Origin of the sequence: Paenibacillus radicis (ex Xue et al. 2023), from assembly GCF_024722015.1 — a bacterium.
In the GTDB taxonomy this organism is placed as follows: Bacteria; Bacillota; Bacilli; order Paenibacillales; family NBRC-103111; genus Paenibacillus_S.
The window spans coordinates 1-21,003 of record NZ_JANQBD010000050.1 but is presented as its reverse complement, the minus strand read 5'-3'; the positions used below and the strand labels follow the sequence as shown (position 1 = coordinate 21,003).

22 protein-coding genes are annotated in these 21,003 nt (G+C 45.3%); 8 read left to right on the top strand and 14 right to left on the bottom strand.

The annotated features are described in order from the left end of the window. Position 1 precedes the first annotated feature (1 nt). A complete protein-coding gene (locus NV381_RS36450) occupies positions 2-1,072 on the bottom strand; it encodes a hypothetical protein (protein WP_258218167.1) in 1,071 nt (356 codons plus the stop codon). A 128-nt stretch (positions 1,073-1,200) separates the two neighbouring features. Here NV381_RS36450 and NV381_RS36445 point away from each other — a divergent pair, with 128 nt between their 5' ends. From NV381_RS36445 to NV381_RS36420, 6 genes are all read left to right on the top strand, one after another. Then, the gene (locus tag NV381_RS36445; RefSeq protein WP_258218166.1) at positions 1,201-2,172 is read left to right on the top strand and encodes a sulfurtransferase; all 972 of its coding nucleotides are present in this window, start codon (positions 1,201-1,203) and stop codon (positions 2,170-2,172) included. A 15-nt stretch (positions 2,173-2,187) separates the two neighbouring features. Then, positions 2,188-2,586 carry a rhodanese-like domain-containing protein gene (locus tag NV381_RS36440; RefSeq protein WP_258218165.1) on the top strand — a complete coding sequence of 133 codons (399 nt, stop codon included), beginning with the start codon at positions 2,188-2,190 and terminating at the stop codon, positions 2,584-2,586. Continuing rightward, positions 2,583-2,843: a sulfurtransferase TusA family protein gene (locus NV381_RS36435; protein WP_171650010.1), complete on the top strand. Its 261-nt coding sequence runs from the start codon at positions 2,583-2,585 to the stop codon at positions 2,841-2,843. Before NV381_RS36440 ends, NV381_RS36435 begins: the two co-directional genes overlap by 4 nt. Before the next feature lie 31 nt (positions 2,844-2,874). Next, positions 2,875-3,993 carry a YeeE/YedE family protein gene (locus NV381_RS36430; RefSeq protein WP_258218164.1) on the top strand — a complete coding sequence of 373 codons (1,119 nt, stop codon included), beginning with the start codon at positions 2,875-2,877 and terminating at the stop codon, positions 3,991-3,993. 121 nt (positions 3,994-4,114) lie between these two features. After that, positions 4,115-4,330, top strand: a complete 216-nt coding sequence (locus tag NV381_RS36425) for a hypothetical protein (protein WP_258218163.1) — start codon at positions 4,115-4,117, stop codon at positions 4,328-4,330. Positions 4,331-4,367: 37 nt separating this feature from the next. Beyond that, the gene (locus tag NV381_RS36420) at positions 4,368-5,063 is read left to right on the top strand and encodes a copper amine oxidase N-terminal domain-containing protein (RefSeq protein WP_258218162.1); all 696 of its coding nucleotides are present in this window, start codon (positions 4,368-4,370) and stop codon (positions 5,061-5,063) included. Between the two features lie 130 nt (positions 5,064-5,193). Here NV381_RS36420 and NV381_RS36415 read toward each other — a convergent pair whose 3' ends face one another. Further along, positions 5,194-6,882 carry a diguanylate cyclase gene (locus NV381_RS36415; RefSeq protein WP_258218161.1) on the bottom strand — a complete coding sequence of 563 codons (1,689 nt, stop codon included), beginning with the start codon at positions 6,880-6,882 and terminating at the stop codon, positions 5,194-5,196. A gap of 104 nt (positions 6,883-6,986) precedes the next feature. Beyond that, the gene (locus NV381_RS36410) at positions 6,987-7,367 is read right to left on the bottom strand and encodes a response regulator (protein ID WP_258218160.1); all 381 of its coding nucleotides are present in this window, start codon (positions 7,365-7,367) and stop codon (positions 6,987-6,989) included. A 212-nt stretch (positions 7,368-7,579) separates the two neighbouring features. Between NV381_RS36410 and NV381_RS36405 the strand changes: the two genes are divergently transcribed. After that, a complete protein-coding gene (locus tag NV381_RS36405; RefSeq protein ID WP_258218159.1) occupies positions 7,580-7,963 on the top strand; it encodes a hypothetical protein in 384 nt (127 codons plus the stop codon). 10 nt (positions 7,964-7,973) lie between these two features. Here the strand turns inward: NV381_RS36405 and NV381_RS36400 are convergent, their stop codons facing one another. The 9 genes from NV381_RS36400 to NV381_RS36360 all read right to left on the bottom strand — a co-directional run bounded on the left by NV381_RS36400 (position 7,974) and on the right by NV381_RS36360 (position 16,321). Next, the gene (locus NV381_RS36400) at positions 7,974-8,351 is read right to left on the bottom strand and encodes a gamma-glutamylcyclotransferase family protein (protein WP_258218158.1); all 378 of its coding nucleotides are present in this window, start codon (positions 8,349-8,351) and stop codon (positions 7,974-7,976) included. Positions 8,352-8,388: 37 nt separating this feature from the next. After that, the gene (locus tag NV381_RS36395) at positions 8,389-9,141 is read right to left on the bottom strand and encodes a LamB/YcsF family protein (RefSeq protein WP_258218157.1); all 753 of its coding nucleotides are present in this window, start codon (positions 9,139-9,141) and stop codon (positions 8,389-8,391) included. 238 nt (positions 9,142-9,379) lie between these two features. Then, complete coding sequence (locus tag NV381_RS36390) at positions 9,380-9,667, bottom strand: CD3324 family protein (protein ID WP_258218156.1); 288 nt, start codon at positions 9,665-9,667, stop codon at positions 9,380-9,382. A 616-nt stretch (positions 9,668-10,283) separates the two neighbouring features. Next, the gene (locus tag NV381_RS36385) at positions 10,284-11,297 is read right to left on the bottom strand and encodes a biotin-dependent carboxyltransferase family protein (protein ID WP_258218155.1); all 1,014 of its coding nucleotides are present in this window, start codon (positions 11,295-11,297) and stop codon (positions 10,284-10,286) included. Positions 11,298-11,458: 161 nt separating this feature from the next. After that, a complete protein-coding gene (pxpB, locus tag NV381_RS36380; RefSeq protein ID WP_258218154.1) occupies positions 11,459-12,241 on the bottom strand; it encodes a 5-oxoprolinase subunit PxpB in 783 nt (260 codons plus the stop codon). Positions 12,242-12,297: 56 nt separating this feature from the next. Further along, positions 12,298-13,101, bottom strand: a complete 804-nt coding sequence (locus NV381_RS36375) for an alpha/beta hydrolase (protein ID WP_258218153.1) — start codon at positions 13,099-13,101, stop codon at positions 12,298-12,300. A 124-nt stretch (positions 13,102-13,225) separates the two neighbouring features. After that, the gene (hisC, locus tag NV381_RS36370; RefSeq protein ID WP_258218152.1) at positions 13,226-14,335 is read right to left on the bottom strand and encodes a histidinol-phosphate transaminase; all 1,110 of its coding nucleotides are present in this window, start codon (positions 14,333-14,335) and stop codon (positions 13,226-13,228) included. A 181-nt stretch (positions 14,336-14,516) separates the two neighbouring features. Further along, positions 14,517-14,636 carry a YjcZ family sporulation protein gene (locus tag NV381_RS36365; RefSeq protein ID WP_258218151.1) on the bottom strand — a complete coding sequence of 40 codons (120 nt, stop codon included), beginning with the start codon at positions 14,634-14,636 and terminating at the stop codon, positions 14,517-14,519. Positions 14,637-14,737: 101 nt separating this feature from the next. Further along, on the bottom strand, positions 14,738-16,321 hold the full coding sequence (locus tag NV381_RS36360) for a bifunctional metallophosphatase/5'-nucleotidase (protein ID WP_258218150.1): 1,584 nt from the start codon (positions 16,319-16,321) through the stop codon (positions 14,738-14,740). 217 nt (positions 16,322-16,538) lie between these two features. Between NV381_RS36360 and NV381_RS36355 the strand changes: the two genes are divergently transcribed. Beyond that, positions 16,539-17,510 (top strand): phosphate/phosphite/phosphonate ABC transporter substrate-binding protein, encoded by a 972-nt coding sequence (locus NV381_RS36355; protein WP_258218149.1) that lies wholly within the window; start codon positions 16,539-16,541, stop codon positions 17,508-17,510. Positions 17,511-17,590: 80 nt separating this feature from the next. Here NV381_RS36355 and NV381_RS36350 read toward each other — a convergent pair whose 3' ends face one another. Beyond that, a complete protein-coding gene (locus tag NV381_RS36350) occupies positions 17,591-18,955 on the bottom strand; it encodes an MATE family efflux transporter (RefSeq protein WP_258218148.1) in 1,365 nt (454 codons plus the stop codon). Between the two features lie 11 nt (positions 18,956-18,966). Next, entirely contained in the window at positions 18,967-19,545 is a 579-nt protein-coding gene (locus NV381_RS36345) for a TetR/AcrR family transcriptional regulator (RefSeq protein WP_258218147.1), read from the bottom strand. Positions 19,546-21,003 lie beyond the last annotated feature (1,458 nt).

The window sequence follows — 21,003 nt, the reverse complement described above, 5'->3', positions numbered from 1 at the left end:
GCTAGCAGCTTCCTCCAATACCCGGCAATGCCTTCAACTGAATGCCATGCGGCTGCGCCCCAACCTTAATATGCTCGACGATCTCTTGTTTGACGGTATCGATTACAATCACCTCATCGGAACCGCTTAGCGTCACATAAGCTTTGGTCTGTTGGCGGTTATATGAAATATGCCTCGCACCGGCCAAGCCGTTAATCGTCTTGAGTGTTTTACCATTGGTTAGATCAACAAAGCTGACAGCATTGCCTTCCATGCTTGTTACAATTGCGGTTAGTCCATCTTCAGAAACGGCAACATCAGTAGCTCCCTGTGCCACATTGATTTTACTCAACAGCTTCCCGTCAGCGGTATTGTATACCTCCAACGCATTATCTCCGGCGGTCGGGACATATAATTTCTTCCCATCATCACTGAGCCTGATGGCACGCGGTATTTTTCCAGTCGGAATGGTCATTATGACTTGTTTGCTTTTTACATTCACGACATATACTTTATGATTCTCATGGTCGCTCACGTACAGCTTATCTCCAAATAATACGAGGTAATTGGTTTTGGCACCTTGACCTAAATCAATGGTTCCAGCCTCCTTGCCCTCCTTCGTATCCACAAGGTAAACAAATTGGTCGGCAACAGCAGCGACATACAGCATTTTGTTATCGGGTGACAGGACCATACCATGGGGCATCGGACCAACCGGCACTTCCTTCTCAACCTTTAGAGTTTGTGTATTGATAAAAGAAATGGTGCTGCTCATCATATTCGCAGCATAGGCTTCACGCATCGTTGTAGAAAACACGATTGTCGATGGCGCCTCGGCAAGTGGAATACTGCCAACCACCTTGCTCGATACCACATCAATCACGGAAAGCTTGTTCTCTTTTTCACTCGGCACATAGAATTGAACGCTCGTTAATTTACCGGCAGTGGATTGCGAATTATTCGTATTATCCCCGCCAGCCCCTGCTTTTGACTGCAAACGCTGAGCAGCCTCTTGCTTGGTCTCCATCGCACAGCCGCTCATAACTACAGACAGGGAAACGGCGAGAATTATTATTTTTTTGGCATCTAACATTTGCAGGCTCTCCTCACAACTTTAAAAAGTTCACAAAATAAATCATTGTAAATCAATCGGAATTAATGATATTATACAGGGTATAAAGCTTTGAAATCAAGAAAACATTTCATCTTGGGGGAAATCATATGAAAAAAACATTCATTCTCATTCCATTACTTGCATTAACGCTTGTCACCGCTGCATGCGGTCAGAAACAATCGGCCACTCCGGCATCAACACCACCGGCCTCTAACGCCGCCAAACCAGAAGCCGCTGTTGCAGCCATCAAGGCCACCGATCCATATCCTAACGCAGCACTGCTTGCTGATGTCAAGTGGACCGAAGAGCATCTGAAGGACGGGAAAGTGAAAATATTCGACACCCGTGCAAAAGGCTATGAACAAGGTCATATTCCCGGTGCATACGCTTTGAACTCCGGTCTATTAAAGGATTCGGCCAATAACACAATTGCTTCAAAAGAGAAAATCACCGAACTATTCCAAGGCCTTGGCGTTAACAGTGACACAACGGTGCTGCTATATGATGAAGGCAACTCCTTGAACGCAAGCCGCGTCTTTTATGCGCTTGAATATTATGGACTCAAGGATCATGTTAAAGTATTAAATGGCGGCTATGCAGCCTGGTCAGCCGCAGCGAAGGAAGTATCCACCGATACGCCTCCAGCCCCTGTTAAAGGAAATTTTGCAGCTGTTCCCAATGATAAGCTAGTTACGACCAAGGAGCAACTTAAAGCACTGAATTTGCAGCAATGTGTGCTGCTGGATGTTCGTTCAGCCAAGGAATACAGCGGTGAAGACCTGCGCGGAAATAAAAAAGGCGGGCATATCGATAAAGCGGTCAACAGAGAGTGGAGTGACGCAATAGATGCCAACTCTTCCGACGGTGTGCCAAGATTCAAAAACTATCAGGAATTAAGCAAAGCATTCGATCAAACTGGTGTCGATAAAAGCAAAACTATCGTTCCTTATTGCCAAACCAATATCCGTGGGGCACACACTTACTTCACCCTTCGCCTGCTAGGCTACTCCGATGTTCGTCCTTATGAGGGCGCATTTGCAGAGTGGGGCAATGCGGATGACACCACGGTTGTGAAATAGAGAGGAGAAAACTCCATGGCTCAAATTATTGAAGGCATTTCACATTTGGACTCTCATGAGCTCAAAAATATTTTAGACCAAACTGACAATCCGGTGATTGTTATTGATGTCCGGGAGCCGGAGGAATATGAGGCTGCTCATATTTCCGAGCTTCCTCTAATCCCCATGGGCGATATTATTGATGTTATTGATCGTTTGGATAAGAACAAGGAATATGTCTTTGTATGCCGCAGCGGCCGCCGCAGCTTCGAGGTTGCCAAATATTTCAGTACTAATGGCTTTGAGCGTGTCCACAACCATCTGGGCGGGATGCTTGATTGGCAGCAGCAGGGACATGACATTGCGGTCGGTCCCTCCGACCTTGTAATAGAAAGTTTAAATCCTGAACAACTAGAAAGGAAGAACAACAGATGAGCTTAAATGAACAGCAATTACTTGAATTAAAACCGGATCATATAGTCGATGCAATCGGCGAAGTTTGCCCTCATACGTTGAATCTTGCACTTGCTGGATTGAAACGCGCCAAATCAGGAGAAATCGTCGTTGAAATTACAGATCATTCCATTGCCACCAAAACAATTCCGGCTGCTGTTAAAATGAACAAATACGGGGAATTTCTCGGTGTCGCCAAAAAAGGCGGAAACTACCACATTTTCATCAAAAAGGCTTAGTTTATTTTAAAAGGTTAGGATGTTGACATCGATGGCTTATACTTGGGATGTATTTTTATTGGCCGCCATCTTCGGGTTTCTGTACGGATTTCTATTGCAAAAAGCAGACTTCTGCTTTGTCGCCTCGATTCGCGACTGGATCAGCGTAAAAGATACGCGCATCTTGAATGGTGTGCTCGTTCTGATCGCAACAGCTCTGCTGGGCTGGGGTTTGATGCTGACGCTTGGAATTAAAAGCGTATCCGATATATGGACAGTACCCTTGGGCGGTGCTAATCTGCTCGGCGGTATTTTATTCGGAATCGGCATGACAATTGCCGGCGGATGCGGCTCGGGAACACTTTATCGCTGCGGCATGGGTTATGTTCAATTTTGGATTGTTCTATTCTTTGCAATTGCCGGCAATTTATTGTTCGCTCTTCTATATGATCCATGGGGTCGAGATGCACTAAAACCTCTTACTATTGCAGAAAACGGCTACACTCTGTTTGCATGGCCGCTGCCCTATTATGTACTTCCTGCTGCAATTGTGATTCTGATGCTGGCTATCGTCATTTATCGTTTCGGTATTTCCGGTCTGCTAAGTGGAATCAAATCGGCATTGACCGATTGGGAAGGCAGCCCGCTGAAGCAGTCCCACTGGGATATCAGACTAGTTGCCTTTCTGATAGGCGTTGTTGCAACCATTCAATTCGCTCTTATGTCCAATGTAAGCATTACAGGTCCAGAGACGAGAATTGGTGCCGTTGCTCTGGCACAGCTCCTGGGCGATGACTTTGTATTTAACAATACGTATCTTAATGCTTTGTTCGCCGAATTCCCGAGAATTGGGCTTGGTCCTGAGGAAACGCTTGTTGTATTTCTCGTAATCGGATCCTTCGCAGCTTCTCTCTTAAGCGGCAGCTTTAAATTACGTATCCCGCGTGCTTCGCGGATGCCCTTTGCTATAGGCGGCGGCTTGTTGATGGGAATCTCCTCCCGCATCGCCCCTGGTTGCAACATCGCCAATGTCATTACAGGTATCGGCGGCTTATCCATAAGCAGCGTACTCGTCTTGATAGGCATGATTATTGGCATCGTCATTGTCGTTGCTTTTGTTTTCAAAATGCCGTTGATGCTCTTTCAGCGCAGCGATACTTTTCAAGATTAATAGCTCTGGCTGGTATAGCCCCTACGTTTGTGCGTAGGGGGCTTCTTTTGTTTCATGCAAACACTATTTATGATAGAATAGTCTTCTAAAGTACGCACATTTATTTGAGGGGATACCCAAAATGGCTCAAAACCGTCGACTTATAACCGATCAAGATTTTCAAGAGGCACTGGAGAGACAACGCGCTATTCGTGTTTTTCAAGACGACCATGTCGTAGACTCAGGTGGAATCATTATCCGATTTGACGATAGTCTTATTGTTACTCAATCCGGAGTGAGTGAAATCTCCTATCATCAGAGGACACTTTGCGAATTTTTTGAAATGAAAAAAAGATAGATTGAAAAAGTCCACAAACAGAGGAGTCCTGAGAATTATGAAAAGACATAAACTGTATGTAGGGGTATTATCGATAGCAATGTTGCTTGCAGGCTCCGTAGGAGTCTATGCGGGAAGCAACCTGCAAGAAATCAAAGCTTATTTAAACGGAGACATTACCTTTCAATTAAACGGCGCTGACTGGTACCCCCTGGATGAAACCGGCCAGAAAGTACTGCCCATAACTTATAACGGATCGACTTATGTCCCGCTTCGTGCCATATCACCAGCCTTCAACGCACCTATTGACTATGATGCCGACACGAATACGGTCATTTTAGGCAAAAGAGTAGACGGTGTTAATGAAACCTCACCCTTGACAGCCATTACCTTTACAGCATCACAAAAAAGCTTAATCGCGCAGCAGTTCCAAAATCTCAGCGGCTTTAAAGCATATATCCCGACAAAAATAGTTGCTGGAGACAAATACAAACAGACTGGAAGCTCCGAAGACTCCGTCCGCCATATATTTAATCATATGATTATCATGGAGAGTCCACGAGATTACTCCTCCTTATATGAAGGAACGGATGTAGCATTGTCCAACAACGTTTCTGCAAAATGGATTAAACCTAGTGATACGGATATGCTGGTGTTCAAACGTGGCGATACTTATATTTCTATTTTTTCCGAAGACCATACTTTAAGTAAAGAGCAATTACAAGACATTGCGGCCAGTATGGTTGAACTATAAATTAATCCGATTGCATAGAAAATAATACATGAAAAAAGAGCATCTCGGGACCATTAAATGGTACGAAGTGCTCTTTTTATATGTGCTGATAAATGCATGGATGCTTCTCTTCTAAAAAGCATAAGCAAAGTTATGTAAGCTCCAGCATTTGCTTCACCTTGAATTCCAGTTCAACCATTGAAAACGGCTTATGCATATAAGCATTAACACCTAGCTGCTGGCCTCTGGACATATCTTCATCACGGCTGCGACCCGAAAGCATCAGAATTTGAAGCTCTTCCGGCATTGCTTCTTCCTGCTTTAATCGATTCAACATTCCAAATCCGTCCAGCCTTGGCATTACGCCGTCTAATATACATAAATCCACGGGCTGCGCTTTAATAATGGTGTAGGCTTCTTCCCCGTCAACCGCCTCAATGAATTGAACCGGGAGATGCTGCAGCTTGGAAACTAGAATCGAACGCAGGATTCGGTCATCATCAGCTATCAGTACTGTCTTCTTGCGTGTCTCCACCCCAGCCGAAGCTTCAGTAAGCGCGGCCGACATATCATCCGCGTACAATAGAACACGATCTCTCCCGCTTTGCTTAGCGGAGTACATAGCATCATCGGCTCGTCTAATCCACTCAGCTACCGACATGCCTTCGGACCATTCGCAAACTCCGGCCGAGAAGGTAATGTGGAAGGCTTGGCCTTCATATTGGGCAACTGGACCTGCATGGGTATGCTGCAGCATAGTTTCCATTACTTTTCTCGCATCCACTCCCGTCACTCCTGGAAGCACAATAACAAACTCTTCACCGCCGAAACGCGCGAGTAAATCGGTTTCCCGCAAATGATTTTGAAGCAAATGCGCTAATCCCTGAAGCACAATATCTCCGATATGATGCCCATGCGTATCATTGATTGATTTAAACCGGTCAATATCGATAAACGCTAACGAAATGGGCGATGGATAACGTTGAATACGCTGCAGCTCAGCCAAAATTTGATGATCGAAGTAGCGTCGGTTATAGGCACCGGTCAACGGATCGCGAAATGCCATTTGCTCAAAATTTTTCGTCCGTTTTAACAGGCCATATATTCGTGCGCTTAATTCTTCATACTGGAAGGGCTTGGTTATATAATCATCCGCACCCAAATAAAAACAACGAACCTTATCATTGATATCGCTGCGTCCGGAAAGCACCACAAGCGGCACCCATTTTAAGGTAGGATCCTCTTTCACAAATTCGAACAGTTCATAGCCTGATTGTGGATGCATCATCAAATCTATAGTAATGAGATCATAAGTGAATTCTCGCAGCAGCCTTTGGGCGCCAGCTACATCTCTTGCATCATCTACAATATAACCTTCCAGAGTAAGACGACGGACAAGGTAAGAGCGAAGTACCTCATCATCATCTATTACCAGGAGACGGCTGCCATGAGCAACGGCAGAGCCTTGCAATAGTTTCTGGTCCTGTTTATCATCCAAATCCAATTCCTGGGAGTAAACATCCAATTCCATCACAAGCTGCTGCAACCATACAGCTCCTTCCGAAACAGTTGATTGAAACCCAACTATTACGGACGTATCGGTGCTGGATAGCGTCTCTTGCCCCTGCGCCCATTCCCATTGCTGAACAAGCTTTTCTGCAATATCTCCGATCCGTACAAATCCGAACATCGGCGCGCTGCCTTTTAAAGTATGTACCAGCCGGTAAATCTGGAGAGCTGTATCGAAAGTAATGTTCTCGTCTGTAGCAGCAAACAGCTCTCGAAGCCTGTCCAACTGTTTGCGAAGCTCTACCACATAACGCTTTCGTCCTTCTTTCATCAATCTTGCTTCTTTTTGTATCCGTTCTTCTTGAGTTGTGTGCCGCAAAGCTGTTCACTTCCAGTCGTTTTCGATTTCGATTTGTATGCTCTTAAACAGGCGGCTCACTGTCTGCTTTCGATTAATTGTTGGACGGTGTCAACCAATTGCAAGGGGCTGAAGGGTTTTACAATATATGTACTAACTCCCGCAGCACTCGCACGTTCACGATCCTTCTCCAGCGCTTTGGCAGTCAATAGGATGACAGGAGCCGTTTGATTCGGATTTTCATGGTTACGCAGCCACTCGCATACCTCAACACCAGTCAATTCAGGCATCATATAATCAAGAATAATCAGATCATATCTTTCCCGTTGAATGTATCCGAGCGCTTCTTTCCCATCCTCCGACTCTGTAATCTCATACCCTTCATCTGCAAGGGTTTCAGTCAATAAAAACCGCAAAGCCAACTCATCATCAGCTAATAAAATTTTGTAATTCCCCATCTTCGGATCTCCCCAAATTTCGCCTCAAATTTTTGTTTTATTATATCATTTTACTCGCAAATTTTGTTGGAATATTTCACACAAGGTTCTTATATTCAGGAAAAAATACTTATTTATAAGTAATACGAACTATGGTATTATATAAAGACAGGTTTATTTGATTAAAACTTAACCTTTATTGGATACTTTGAACTATAAAAGGAGAGAGCTTTATGGACAATATTGACCATCTTATAAAAAAAGTGTCGAAATATATCTCCTTCGGGCAACCGGTATCTTCAGGTTCTGTTTATAGTCAACGAATTTCAGACCCCCGAATTCCTATGTCGGCTTACTATATGTCCATGAAACTGCGCAATGAAGAAGAGCAGTATTATCATGAGATATGGCTAAAGAAAGAAGGACACTTCGCCATTACCGAAGCTTGGTATAAGGACTCCAACGTTTCTCGTAAAATATTTCAAGACAATGTCTCGTACGATGATATCAAAAGCACATTTAGTGAAGAAGACGCCCATGGACTAGCTATCCGTATGACAGAGATTATTAAGAAATCAGAAAAAGAAGACTGGAGTTCTACCAGAAAGAGAGCTTAAGGAGATACCCTTAGCTCTCTTTTTTGTTATAGGCTCTCCAAGAGCCCTCTTTTATTCTGTCATTGCCTCGAGGCTCTAACCAAACGTATATCCAGCCTTCCCTTTTGGTAAAAACGTCATGAACCCACACTCTTTCATAGTCGTTGTCAGCTCCAGGGCCATAATATTCCTCAAGCACATCCATAGCAGACAAGCCTTCCTCAGTAACCGTAAGCCATTCGCCACGGACTACATGTGATCCTCCGCCTATTACCACAGCCGGATAAGAACCACAGTCATAGAGTTCTCCCAGCACAGCCCCGGCCTCAACTTCAAGCAAATGAGGAGCTACAACATCATGATTAGATTCTCCTACAAGCAAAGTGCCATACACAAACACTGATATCATCGGAATAACTCCTTATTTCAGCGGATAACACCCTTATCTAAATCTTAAGCGCACGTACAGCAATACCGGCCAGCTCCAGTCTTTTGCGGATCTTTACAGCAAACTGCAATGCATGCGGTCCGTCTCCATGGATGCAAACCGTATCAGCCATCCAAAACTCACGGCTACCCTGATGATTGCCACCGTTCACCATTCCAATCACTTGATCGGCAGCAGCGTCTGCATCATGCAGCAGGGCATGCGGCTCGGTTCGCGGCGTCAAGGTTCCATCCGCACGATACGTCCGGTCAGCAAAAACCTCTCCTGCGACCCGAAGCCCTATTCTACTCCCAGCCTTAACCAGCTCACTGCCTGCCAAGCCGAAGAGTATCAGCTCCGGATCAATGCGATACACAGCTTCCGCAATAGCCTCCGACAAGGCAGCATCAACTGACGCCATATTGTAAAGGGCACCATGCGGCTTCACATGCTGAAGAACAGAGCCTTCGGCACGTACGAATCCCCATAATGCACCAATTTGGTACACAGTCATTTCGTAAGCTTCTTCTGCCGTTACTTGCATGGCACGTCTGCCAAACCCGGACAAATCAGGCAGTCCGGGATGCGCGCCAATGGCAACTCCATTGTCGAGGCATTTGCGCACGGTTCGACGCATGACAGCGGGGTCCCCTGCATGATAGCCGCAAGCAATATTCGCAGAAGTAATATGCTTCATTAACGCCTCATCCTGCCCAAGCTGATAGGCTCCGAAGCTTTCACCCATATCACAATTCAAATCGATGCTGCTCATTATTTCCCCCCTCTAAAGCTTGACCAGTCCCCTTATGCCTTGCTTGACCAAGGGAACTACATAACCAAGGATAAACGGATAAACGCGTCCTCGATGTACAATTTACGTTTTGCGGAAGAACTCGTTCCGTTATCCAAGTATAAACTTATATTATCTACTCAACGAAAAAAAGCCTTCCGGCTTTTTTCAGGTGTATGGAAATCCGGCATATTGGTCAGCTGCGTTCGTGCAGCTCCGGCTAGTGCTGATGCACAGCCATGCCGCGAGTCTTTACAATAATTTTGCGAATGCTGTCTTCGGACAAATGATATTTTTGTATCAGCTCCGGAACGGTCGAACCGTTCTCATAGAGCCGGTATATTTCGGTATTGCGCCGCTGAATCGTCTGGCGAGTGCCATTATTTTCTCCCCAGCCTGCACGAGTTTGTTCTTTTTTGGGAATATAGATAATCTCTCCCGAAATATAATCCTGCAATTGCTTAAGCAGGCTAGCGGGAAGAATATCCTTTCCGTTTTTGTACCCCATCGATGAAATCCTCCTTCCGTGCTTTAGTTGCAAGCGCCGCCGTGAAAGAGATAAGCATTTTCATCTTCACACCTCCTGAAGGTAGTTAGTAAGCTAACAAAAGCAAGTCATAATCGATCAAGCTTGGATCGTCAGCATGTAGGGTCACACATGAAAACAAAAAAACACGATCTGCCGTATCGTGCCTGGGTTCCATATTATATATTATGGTTCATGTCAATGACGTCAGGTGACGGTGATGGAGAAAATGCTTATTCAATTGTCACAAAACCCTTTATTGGTAAATGTGCCTTCATACATCGAACGCCACTCCTTTCGTCTTAGTTTCATGATTCCAAATACTTCCTTATTATACCTTATGTATATGTTTAATGTCCATGACCGAATTGTCTTTTAAGAAATAGAGGGAGGCTAGTAAAGCCTCCCCGTTTGTTATGGAGCCTCTGCTTACGCAGAGACCACCTCAAGTATTGTAATCATCGTTCACGATCACTCCTTTCCGTTAAATCGTTAGCTGGCCAGCTACACTACTATTAACACATAAATCCAGCCCCTAATTCAAGCTAAAAAATAATTATATTCGTTTTCTCCAAACAAGGGTCTTTTGAACAGCCACTCATGAACCGGCGATTTTTAAGCTGATAGCGGCGGCGAGCTCCCGCAGCTCCAGCTGCTGTTGAATATACAGTGCCTGGGCAGCAGCAAGTGATATTTCTCGGAAGCGCAGCATGCTTCCAGGCCGCATTTGAGCGAGAACTGGCAGATCAACCGCCGCTACCTGAGCCATACGGGGATACCCGCCAGTCGTTTGTGCGTCAGCCATCAGAATAATAGGCTGACCGTCCGGCGGAACCTGAACCGTGCCCATAGTCACGGATTCGGATATCATTTCGAGCGGCTCGGATAGGAGAAGACGCTCGCCGTTCAGTCGGTAGCCCATGCGATCCGACTGTGGGGTTACACGGTAGGGCGTGGACAGAAAGCTTTGCAGGCTCCCGCCTGCAAAGCTTTCTGCTTCACGCCCGCGGGTCACGCGCACCACCGGATGCTCCGCATACGGCGGGCGTGCCTTTGGCGTGATCGCCCACGCAGCCGGGGCGATCTGCGCCCCTGGCGCAGCCGCGGCCAAGCGCGCGGCTAGCGCGGCAGCGGCCGCCGCAGGCGGGCCGACCTGCAGCCGGTCACCCGGCTGCAGTGCCCGGCCTGCGAGGCCGCCAAGGCGCGAGCGCACGTGCGTGCTGCGGCTCGCCAGCACAGCGGGCACGGCGATGCCGCCCGCCACGGCGAGGCACGCGCGCGCACCGCGGCGCGTGTGGCCGAGGCGCAGCGCGGTACCGCCGCGCACGAGCACAGGCCGCCAGCCGGGCAGCAGCGGCCCTTCTTCATCGCGCGCGTCCATATCCGCGCCGCATAACGAAACGAGCGCGTCGTCGTGGAACTCGAGCGACGCGCCCGTGAGGGTCATCTCGAGCACAGCTGCACCTGGCTCGTTGCCTACCAGCAGGTTCGCTGCCTGCAAAGCGAACCTGTCCATAGCACCGCTTGTGACGACACCGATACCGCGGTAGCCAAACCTCCCCCCGTCTTGTACCGTAGTGAACAGCCCCGGCTTAATGACTTCAATGGTCACCGCATAATCCTCCATCCTTAGCCTTAAGGTTTATGTAGCCTTAAACATTCCTGCAACCTAAGCTCCCTGTTGATCACAAAGTATCTCAGGAAGCTTATTCATATCGAATCTCGCAGTCATCCTATATAAGTCCGACACTCCCGTAAGGTTTTGCATCCAAATTATCTTTGGACTGCTGCGTCAAATTCGGCTACCGATATTGGCTTGAACCTGACATAATCTCCAGCACTAAACAGCGACGGCTGAGAAAGAGCAGGGTCAAATAACGTCATGGGCGTCCGTCCAATCAACTGCCAGCCTCCAGGAGTAGCCAATGGGTAAATCCCCGTTTGCTCACCGGCTATGCCTACAGAGCCTGCAGGTATTTCTCCCCGTGGAAAGCCGCGTCGTGGCGTCTGCAGACGCTGAGGCAAGCCTCCCAGATACGGAAAGCCTGGGACGAAGCCTATCATATGTACCAAATAAGTAGTTGAGCAATACAGCTCTACAACTTCTTCCGGCCGCAAGCCTGTATGAAGCGCTACCTCGCCCAAATCCGGCCCGTGAACTCCACCGAAACAAACCGGTACGGTCTTAATACGGGCAGCAGGCTCAATTGCTCTACTTTCCAGACTATCCTCGCCGACATCCCCGGGCTGCTGCTCTCGCAAACAATAATGTATCCAGCGGCAAACCAGCTCATATGGGGTCATATTCTCATTCGGGTCATAGCCACGAGCAGATTTCAAATATAATGCAACAGGATCATAATAGACGGTCACAGTCCGATAAGCTGCAACCCATTCTATGAGTTCAGGGAACCGATGCCTCTCCAAGCTTTCTAGACAATGGTCTATAAGTCTCCGGGTTTGGTCATCAATACCGCCTTCCCAGCGAATAACAACAGCCTGTTCTCCTAAAGGATACAACTCATAGCTCGCTCCCGGGTTCCGTGTATAAGCCATCTCATCCTCCATGCTGATCATTGCGGGGATTTATTTTAAACCATAAGGTTACGAATTTACTCAGAAGACGGACTAAACCCTTGTCTCTTCAGCCAATCCGCACATAGCTCCGGCCATGCTCGTACACCAGGTTGTTCTGCTGCAAGACCGAGTCCATGCCTCCCGCTTTCAAATACATGCAGTTCATAAGGAACCTTATTACGGCTAAGAGACGAAGCAAAAATAAGACTATTCTCTACCGGAACTGAAGCATCGTCTGCAGTGTGCCATAGGAATGCAGGAGGCGTCTGCTCTGTCACTTGATATTCACTGGACATATGCTCAACAAGAGCTGCATCTGGAGAGTCGCCTAGTAGATTTTGCTTGGAGCCGGAATGTTTAAACGAAATAAAGCTTATAACCGGATAGCACAATACAAGTAAATCCGGCCTGCAGCCTTCGCGCTCTATCGGGTCTTCCGCATCAGGTTGACCATTGTCATAATGCGTACCGGCAGAGGACGCCAAATGGCCTCCAGCAGAAAAGCCCAAAATACCAACACGGTTAGAGTCAATATTCCATTCCTTCGCTCTGCTGCGGACTGTACGGATCGCCCTTTGAGCATCCAGCAGCGGATTGGGATGTTTATAGGGTGCAACGCGGTAATGTACAACAAAAGCGGAAATCCCCAAAGAATTCAACCACAGAGCAATTGGCTCTCCTTCATGGTCAGCTCTCCGAGCATAACCACCACCTGGACATACCACTACCGCAGCTGTAGGATGATCCGCCTCAACCAGGTAAGGCACTAGGGTTGGTTTGTCTTCGGCAGCATCTCCCAACGCATTCGGTGTTCCATTCGGCCACAACAATAGACTCATTAAATAATCCCTCCTGAATAATGTAAGTAATTGCTCAAATCTTATAACCTTTGATTCGATCATACTACATCAATCAGTATATTTGAATCCAACCATTGGAAAAAATAGTATACTATCATCCCAACTACCCCATAATTTCCTTCAAGCTTTCAAGCAAGCATTCATTTTCCTCCGGCAGCCCAACCGAAACGCGGATATGATGCGGGAGGCCCCAAATAGCGGCGTAGCGGACAATAATTCCTTTGGCAAGAAGCTGGTCATAAATAGATTTCGCTTCCGCTCCTAACTCCACCAGAACAAAATTACTCATACTAGTCGTGTAGTTCAAGCCAAGCTCGCTGAATCCCTTATACAGCTGCTCCCTGCCCAGATCGTTCACATGAACCGATGCTAGTACGTGTTCTTCATCCGTGATAGCTGCAGCTGCTGCTGCTTGAGCCAATGCATTCACATTAAAAGGCTCTTTTACTTTCATAATAGTACTTATAACAGCTTCAGAAGCAACTCCAAAACCTACACGTATTCCCGCAAGTCCAAATATTTTGGAAAATGTTTGCAGTACGATAACCGGATATCCAGCTCCGACATATTCCAGACCGTTTGTGTAATCATCCGCATAAGCATAGTAACTGTAAGCACTGTCCACCATCAGGAGAACATGCTTGGGCAAAGCTTCAATGAGCCGCTTTAAGTCTGCAGCCGGAATATAAGTGCCTGTAGGGTTGTTGGGAGAGCATATGTACATAATTTTGGTCCGTTCCGTTACAGCCGCAAGCAGTCCATCGACATCATATTGGTAATTTTCCGCAAGTGGAACAGGCACAGTCTTGGCTCCCATCAAATGTGCGCCAAATTCATATTCACTGAATGAAGGTGAAGGTACGACAACTTCATCACCTGCTTCCAGAAACGCTTCAGAAACTAGCGAGATCAGCTCATCTCCGCCGTTCGTTACAATAATTTCTTCCGCTTTAATATCTAGCTTAGCTGCTATAGCAGCACTCGCAAGCTTGGCCCCTGCATCAGGATATCGGTGAATTTCCGTCACAAAGCTGTTAATAGCGGCAATCGCCTTAGGCGAAGCACCCAGCGGATTTTCATTAGAAGCCAGCTTGATTACTTTGGTCAGGCCTAGCTCGTTCTGCACTTCCCAGATCGGCTTGCCTGGTGAATAAGGCTTGATTTTTTCGAGAGTTTTACGAGGGACAATGTTGATTTCCTTTAAATTTTCCATGAAGTCAGCTCCTAATCTAAATATATATTACTTCAATGCTTTAATTCGATAATACATCACCGCGTTCATTAAGTAAATATATTTCCAAAAAAATCTGCTTAAATCTATAGAAAAAAGGAAAAAAGCAACTAGCGCTGAAACAGCCTAGTTGCTTTCGGGTATCATTCATGGTCGATCGTAATTAGATAAATGCTCTCGAAACGATAACAAGAAGGATAAACAACACTAAAATTACACCTGTGCTAGTAAACAAGCCGCCTCCGATTCCACAACCAACTCCACCTTCTAATCCAAATCCCATACGTTAACCCTCCTTTTCACAATGGATTAATGTATAGTATGTGGGCAAGTCTCATATGGTTTGGACTATCCCTGCCTATCTATAACAAGTGTTCCAATTGCCTACCATATAACTTCCCAATTCGAGTTTAAAGCAGCTTCTATGGTGCCCTTTTCCATAATATAGGTGGCTAATAATTCAGCCATATCGGTTGGAATATCACGGACGACCGGTTTCCCTTGAAACATTGCATAGTTGCCTCCGCCTCCGGCACGGTAATTATTCATCACCACATCATATTCACGGTTACGGTCAATAGGCTGACCCTCATAAGTCAAATGGACAACCCGTTCCCCTTCCGGTCGCGAAATATTGAGCTTGTATTCGATGCCCTCCCACATGTCATAATTATAATGCTGTGGCTTGGGATCACTGAAGGCTGGATTAACCTGAACCGATCCGCCTGTGTACGTGGCAAAATATGATGCAGAGCGCTCGAGAGCATCCTTAATATCTTGTCCGGTTATCCGTATCACCTGCAGCGTATTCGGATATATGTAATTGGATACAATATCACGCATCGTGATGTCTGGTGGGAAACCCGGAGAAATATTATCAAATAACGCAGTATTGGAAATACTCGCACCCGAGATATCCATCTGCACCCGATTTATAAACTCAATCAAAGGATGTTCCTTCAGCCGAACCTCCATAGGATCCGTTATTAACATATTACCAAGCAGCTTGCCAATAGGTTGATCAAGCCATTGCTGGGTAAGTCTCTCATCAGCTTGCAGCAAATCAATGATCTTCTCTACCGGCTTCGCACCGCTTGCTGATAGCAGCTCGGAAGACGCGGTTACTATTTTCCACTGGTCATTTTCTTGCTCTAATTGAAGCTGAACCTTCCCTAGAAAGGCTCCTTGACTCCCTGGCTGCACTACCACAACACCATTAATACTAAGGCCGGATATTAGGCGGTGCTGGTGTCCGGTAAGGAGCACGTCAATGCCTTCGACTTGTTGGCACAAGGCATAGCCTACATTTTCACCTGTCTGCGGTTCCGTAGGTTCACCAGTCTCAAGATTACGCTCGAAGCCGCCATGATAAGAGACAACAACTACATCAGCTTTTTCCTCATCCCTCAGGTGAGCGACCCATTTCTGCGCAGTCTCCAGCACATTTTCAAACCGCAATCCTGCAATATGCTCCAGCTTTTCCCAATGAGGAATATAATTAGTAGTTAATCCGAGAATAGCAACGCGAGGGCCGTTATCAAATGCTTTCATTATGTAGGGTTTACCGAAAAAGGGTTCGCCACTCACCTCATCCACAATGTTAGCGGCTAGCCACGGAAAAGACGATTCCTTTACTGCCTTATTCAACAAGGGGAGCCCGTAATTGAACTCATGGTTGCCAAGAACAGCCGCATCGTACTGCAGTTCGTTCAGACAACGTATCATCGGATTCTCCACATTTGCATTCAAACGGGCGTGATGATAGGCTAATGGAGTTCCTTGAATTAAATCCCCATTATCAATGACGATCAAGTAGGGATTACGTGCCCGTTCTTCAGAAATCAAAGCAGCCAATTTGGCAAATCCTTGCTCAGTGGGCTCATTATTTGCATATTGAATGGGTAACATATAACCGTGAATATCACTGGTCTCCAAAATGGTTATCTTAATTTTCGCATTTTTTTCCATATCCGAATCAGCTCCAACTTTGAAATACTCTTCTTTTTACAAGCTCAACTACTTCAATATATCAAAGAAACGATTGGGAATTCAATGTCTAACTGGCCAATAAGTGGATGGGAGATTCATTTACATCAAGTTTACAAACTTTTTACTGATGAGTATTCTATTATATGCTATAGTAGTATATGGATTCGATTCCACAATTAACAGGAGGTCAAAAAAAATGTTCAAGAAATTTGCAGCGGTAAGTTTAACACTAATGTTATCAGCAGGAATCGCTGCTGGCTGTGGGAGTAAAGTAGAGAATAAACCAGCCGCACCAGCTCCTGCACCGGCACCTACAGAGAAAGCAGCGCCTGCAGGCTATGCACCTAAAGAGCTTACAGTACAGTTCGTTCCTTCCCAAAGTGCTGAAACACTCGAAGCCAAAGCAAAGCCGCTAGAAAAGCTGCTTGGCGACCGTCTCGGTATACCAGTAAAAGTATCCATCTCCACTAACTACAACACTATCATTGAAGCAATGGCTTCCAAAAAAGTGGATATCGGCTTCTTGCCTCCAACTGGATATGTATTAGCGCATGATGAGAAAAAAGCAGCAGATCTATTGCTTCAAGCACAACGTTATGGCGTTGATGATGCAACAGGTCAAGAAGATAAATCCAAGCTTGTAGATTCCTACAAGTCCATGATCATCGTAAAAAATGATTCCCCAATCAAAACGATTGAAGATCTTAAAGGTAAAAAAGTGGCTTGGCAGGATGTAACTTCTTCCGCTGGTTACATTTACCCAGGTCTTGAGTTGAAGAAGAAATCAATCGATCCGGATAAAGATGTAAAAGGTATCGTTGTTAAAGGTCATGACAAAGGCGTTCTTGCTGTATTAAATGGTGAGGTTGATGCTGCTGCCGTGTTCCAGGATGCTCGTTTGAACGTTGTTAAGGATGTTCCAGACGTGTTCTCCAAAACTCGCGTTCTGTTCTTTACAGCACCTATTCCTAACGACACTATCGCTGTTCGTACAGACATGAGTGAAGAATGGCGCAAAAAGATTTCCGATGCTTTCATCGCTATCGGTAAAGATCCAGCTGGTCAACAAATCATCTATGAAGTATATTCACACCGTGGTTATACAACATCCGATGACAAGAAATTCGATGTTGTTCGTGACGCTAACAAACAAATGGGCGGCAAATAAGCAGCCTATAACAAAACAAGACCGTACTCGGAATTTATTCCGGTACGGTCCTTTTTTTTGTAAGCTGCCTTTCTTTTACCTTATCGGCTGAGTCCAGCAGATGCGGTTAAAGCCCTAGCTGCTTGATTCCTGATATACAGGTAAACAGTCAGCGTCACTATACATTCGGATAGTGGAATCGCGAGCCAAATACCGTTTATGCCCCAAATATGAGGCAGTGTGAATAGAAAAGCAATCATCAGGAGCATTTCCCTTGCAATCGTAATCCAGATAGCCATTTTGACCTGTTCTGTCGCTTGAAAATAAGTCATCATCACAAAGTTAATTCCCATAAATAAGTAAGCGATGAAAAACAATCGAATTCCCGTAATAGCCAGTTCCCGGACATCAGCCGAAAAATCCCCGAACATTGATACAATTGCATCCGCGGCAAAAATGCCGACCAGTAATATTCCAATGCCTGTACCCAACGCTGTTTTGACAGCAATTCGGATCGTTTCTCGTTCCCTCACACGCTGCTTCGCCCCACGATAGAAGCTGATTAGCGGCTGGATAGCCGAGCCCATACCAATGAACATCATAAGCATCACACTGTGCACATAATTCAATATGGAGAACGCGGATACTCCTACCGTCCCCACCCAATGAGCCATAGCAATATTATAGCCTGCTGTAAAAACAGCTATCCCAACTTCCGCAATGAAGCTCGGGAATCCAATGATCAGAGTGTTTCGTGTTAACTCCCATGAAAAGGTTGGCTTGCTAAATTTGAGCGTGCTTTCTTTTCGTAAAAAATGAGTAAACAATACACATGAACCAATTGCAGCCGCGCCGATTAGACCCCATGCGGAGCCCGCTACGCCGAAATCCAATACGAACAAAAATATATAATTCAAAATTACATTGGAAATGGCTGTGACCACCATCGAGATCATAGCAAGATTAGGATTGCCATCGTTTCGGACGAACACGCTGAACGAATTTTGTACTGTAAAAACAAAGCCGCAGGATAAAAGCACATTCATATAATCCATAACATAGGGCATTGTTTCCTCGTTAGCACCGAGGAAAAGCGCCACCGGTTCACGCAGCATGAAGGCAATAAATCCAATAACAATCGTTATGCTAAAAATCAATGTAAGTGAATGTGTAAATATGGACTGCGCTTTGGTGTATTGCTTGGCGCCTAAAGCTTTGGAATAGAGTGCCGCTCCTCCAATACCAATCCATAATGAAATGGCCATATAAATCGAAAATACAGGAAAAGAAACGTTAATTCCAGCCAACGCTACCGATCCGAACCGGTGCCCCACAAATATCCCGTCTATAACTACATTGATGGACATCATAAACATACCGATAAGAGATGGAATCAAGTAACGGAAAAACACTTTTGCCACGGAATCGGTTTCCAGTGATTGTAAACTTCTGTTTTGATTTTGCATGGTTATACCTCTTAACTATTTTTCTTATATTGTATTCCTTCCCATAGAAGGGAGAAGGTTACCTCTGATGCGTGTACAAAGCGCTCGGGACTTTCAAATATTAATTTTGCCGTCAAGCCATCATAGATTGTGTGAACAGCCAGCGCCGCTTTTTTCGAATCAACCGAAATAGAAGAATCGACACTGAAAGCCAGCTCAAGCAATTCTAATAATTGCCTCGAATAAGCTTCATACAAGGTGAGAAATAAATCCTGTAAGCCCTCAGGAGGAATAAAAGCCATTAGAAACATAAGCTTCACATTTTGCTTATCCAAATAACGGTCTTTCATTTCAAGAATGAATATGTGAAGAGTATCCTCCATGGATTTTCCCTTATGTTTATCAAAAAAAGAAAGCAAATAGGCCATTTCCTGTTTCATCGCTTCTTCGTGGATTTCAATAACCAATTCCTTCTTATCCTTGAAATGGGCGTACATGGATTGTTTTTTGATGCCTGCCTCACTTGCTATATCAGCAAGCTTCGTACCTTCGTAGCCAAATTGTAAAAGATGGCTCACTGCAATTTTCTTAAGTTCCTCTCGTCGACTCATTTATTCCCTCCTTACGCAGCATTTCAACCTCATTACCTTACCACAGTCAGGTAAAAAATAAAAGTCATTTCCAACTATTCACTTTTGAGATATAAGCAAACCTCGCGTGGGGTTCGACCGACCGACCGCCATGCAATCCATTCCCATTGTAGTATTCTCAATGTACCTTCACAGCTAAAGCGGTGGCGTGTCTTCATCCCCCTAACACTGCCGATCACTCGCTTGGGAGGAAGTGAGGTGCGCTATTTCATTGTTTTCACGTTAGTATTCGAGTGAAACGGAACTAGGATCTCTTATTTGCTTAAAAATAAGGCATCTCAGCCTATAAAAGTTGGAATAGCGCATCGTAGTTCCTCAACTTCATGAAATAGGATCGGTTTGCAACCCATAGAGGATTCACGTTCCGTTAGTCAGCGGGATTCATGTTAGATGGATCCAAAGATATAGCATAGGATGAATTCCCTTCAATTCCAAGAAAGACTTCCCCTCTACTGTATATAGAGTTGGCTATCCGAATCGGATCGAAGGCCCGAATGCTCTTTGAAATCTATTGGCTTCCATACATTCGAGTCCATACCTTTACCTTTTACCTTACCCAAAATTGAAATAAGGGTACGCTTCGCTCACCCCAAAACATATCCAATATGACGTGTAAGAAAAACCTTCAAGAAATTTACCTTGACAGTCCTTATTGTATAAACTCTTTGTATGTGCATGTGGAGGGATGGATGTGAGATTACGGACGCTGTTGTTGAGGTGATATTCCTTGGTATGGTTGGTTTGCAGCGGTGGGGACACGAGCTTCAAATGGTCGCAATAACTACTTAAATAGGGGGCAGTCACATCCACCATTTTATCTTCGATAAATGGTTGCGAAAGAACCCTCAAATCCCTTTCCAACGCGCGCCAGGGATTCGCGCGCGCTGCGGCGTTGCATGGCGGTCGGTCTTTGATAGTTGGAGTGGATTTGAAGGTTTATGCTCATTTTATAGGATTCACTCATTAGGGTTTACCCTTTGAGACAGTCTTCTCTTCGGTATTTTCAGCAGAACACAAGGATGAGGCCATTTTCCAACGCGTGCTACTCTCGGGGATAGGGGGTCAGGGTTCGGTTATGACATTACATGAAAGCCTAGTGAACCTCACGCAAATAACAGGAATTTGTCGTGTTAATTACTCCGAAAAATAGTGTTCCTTGCCATATAGATGGAATTTCCCATGCTAATATTACGTATTTGGGCTAATATCAACCATAGCAGCTAATTTAGCATGAGTTTTTCCAGTTAGATTGATTTCAATCGATATCCAGCCTTGATTAACGTGAGGATTTCCACTAGCGTTGCATCGAAGCTAACACATAAATATTAATTGTATAATTTACTATTTTTGTAATTATATATTATATTTTCATGGACAAAACATAAAAAAATCTCCAGTGTAGAGATGTAGGGACTTTAT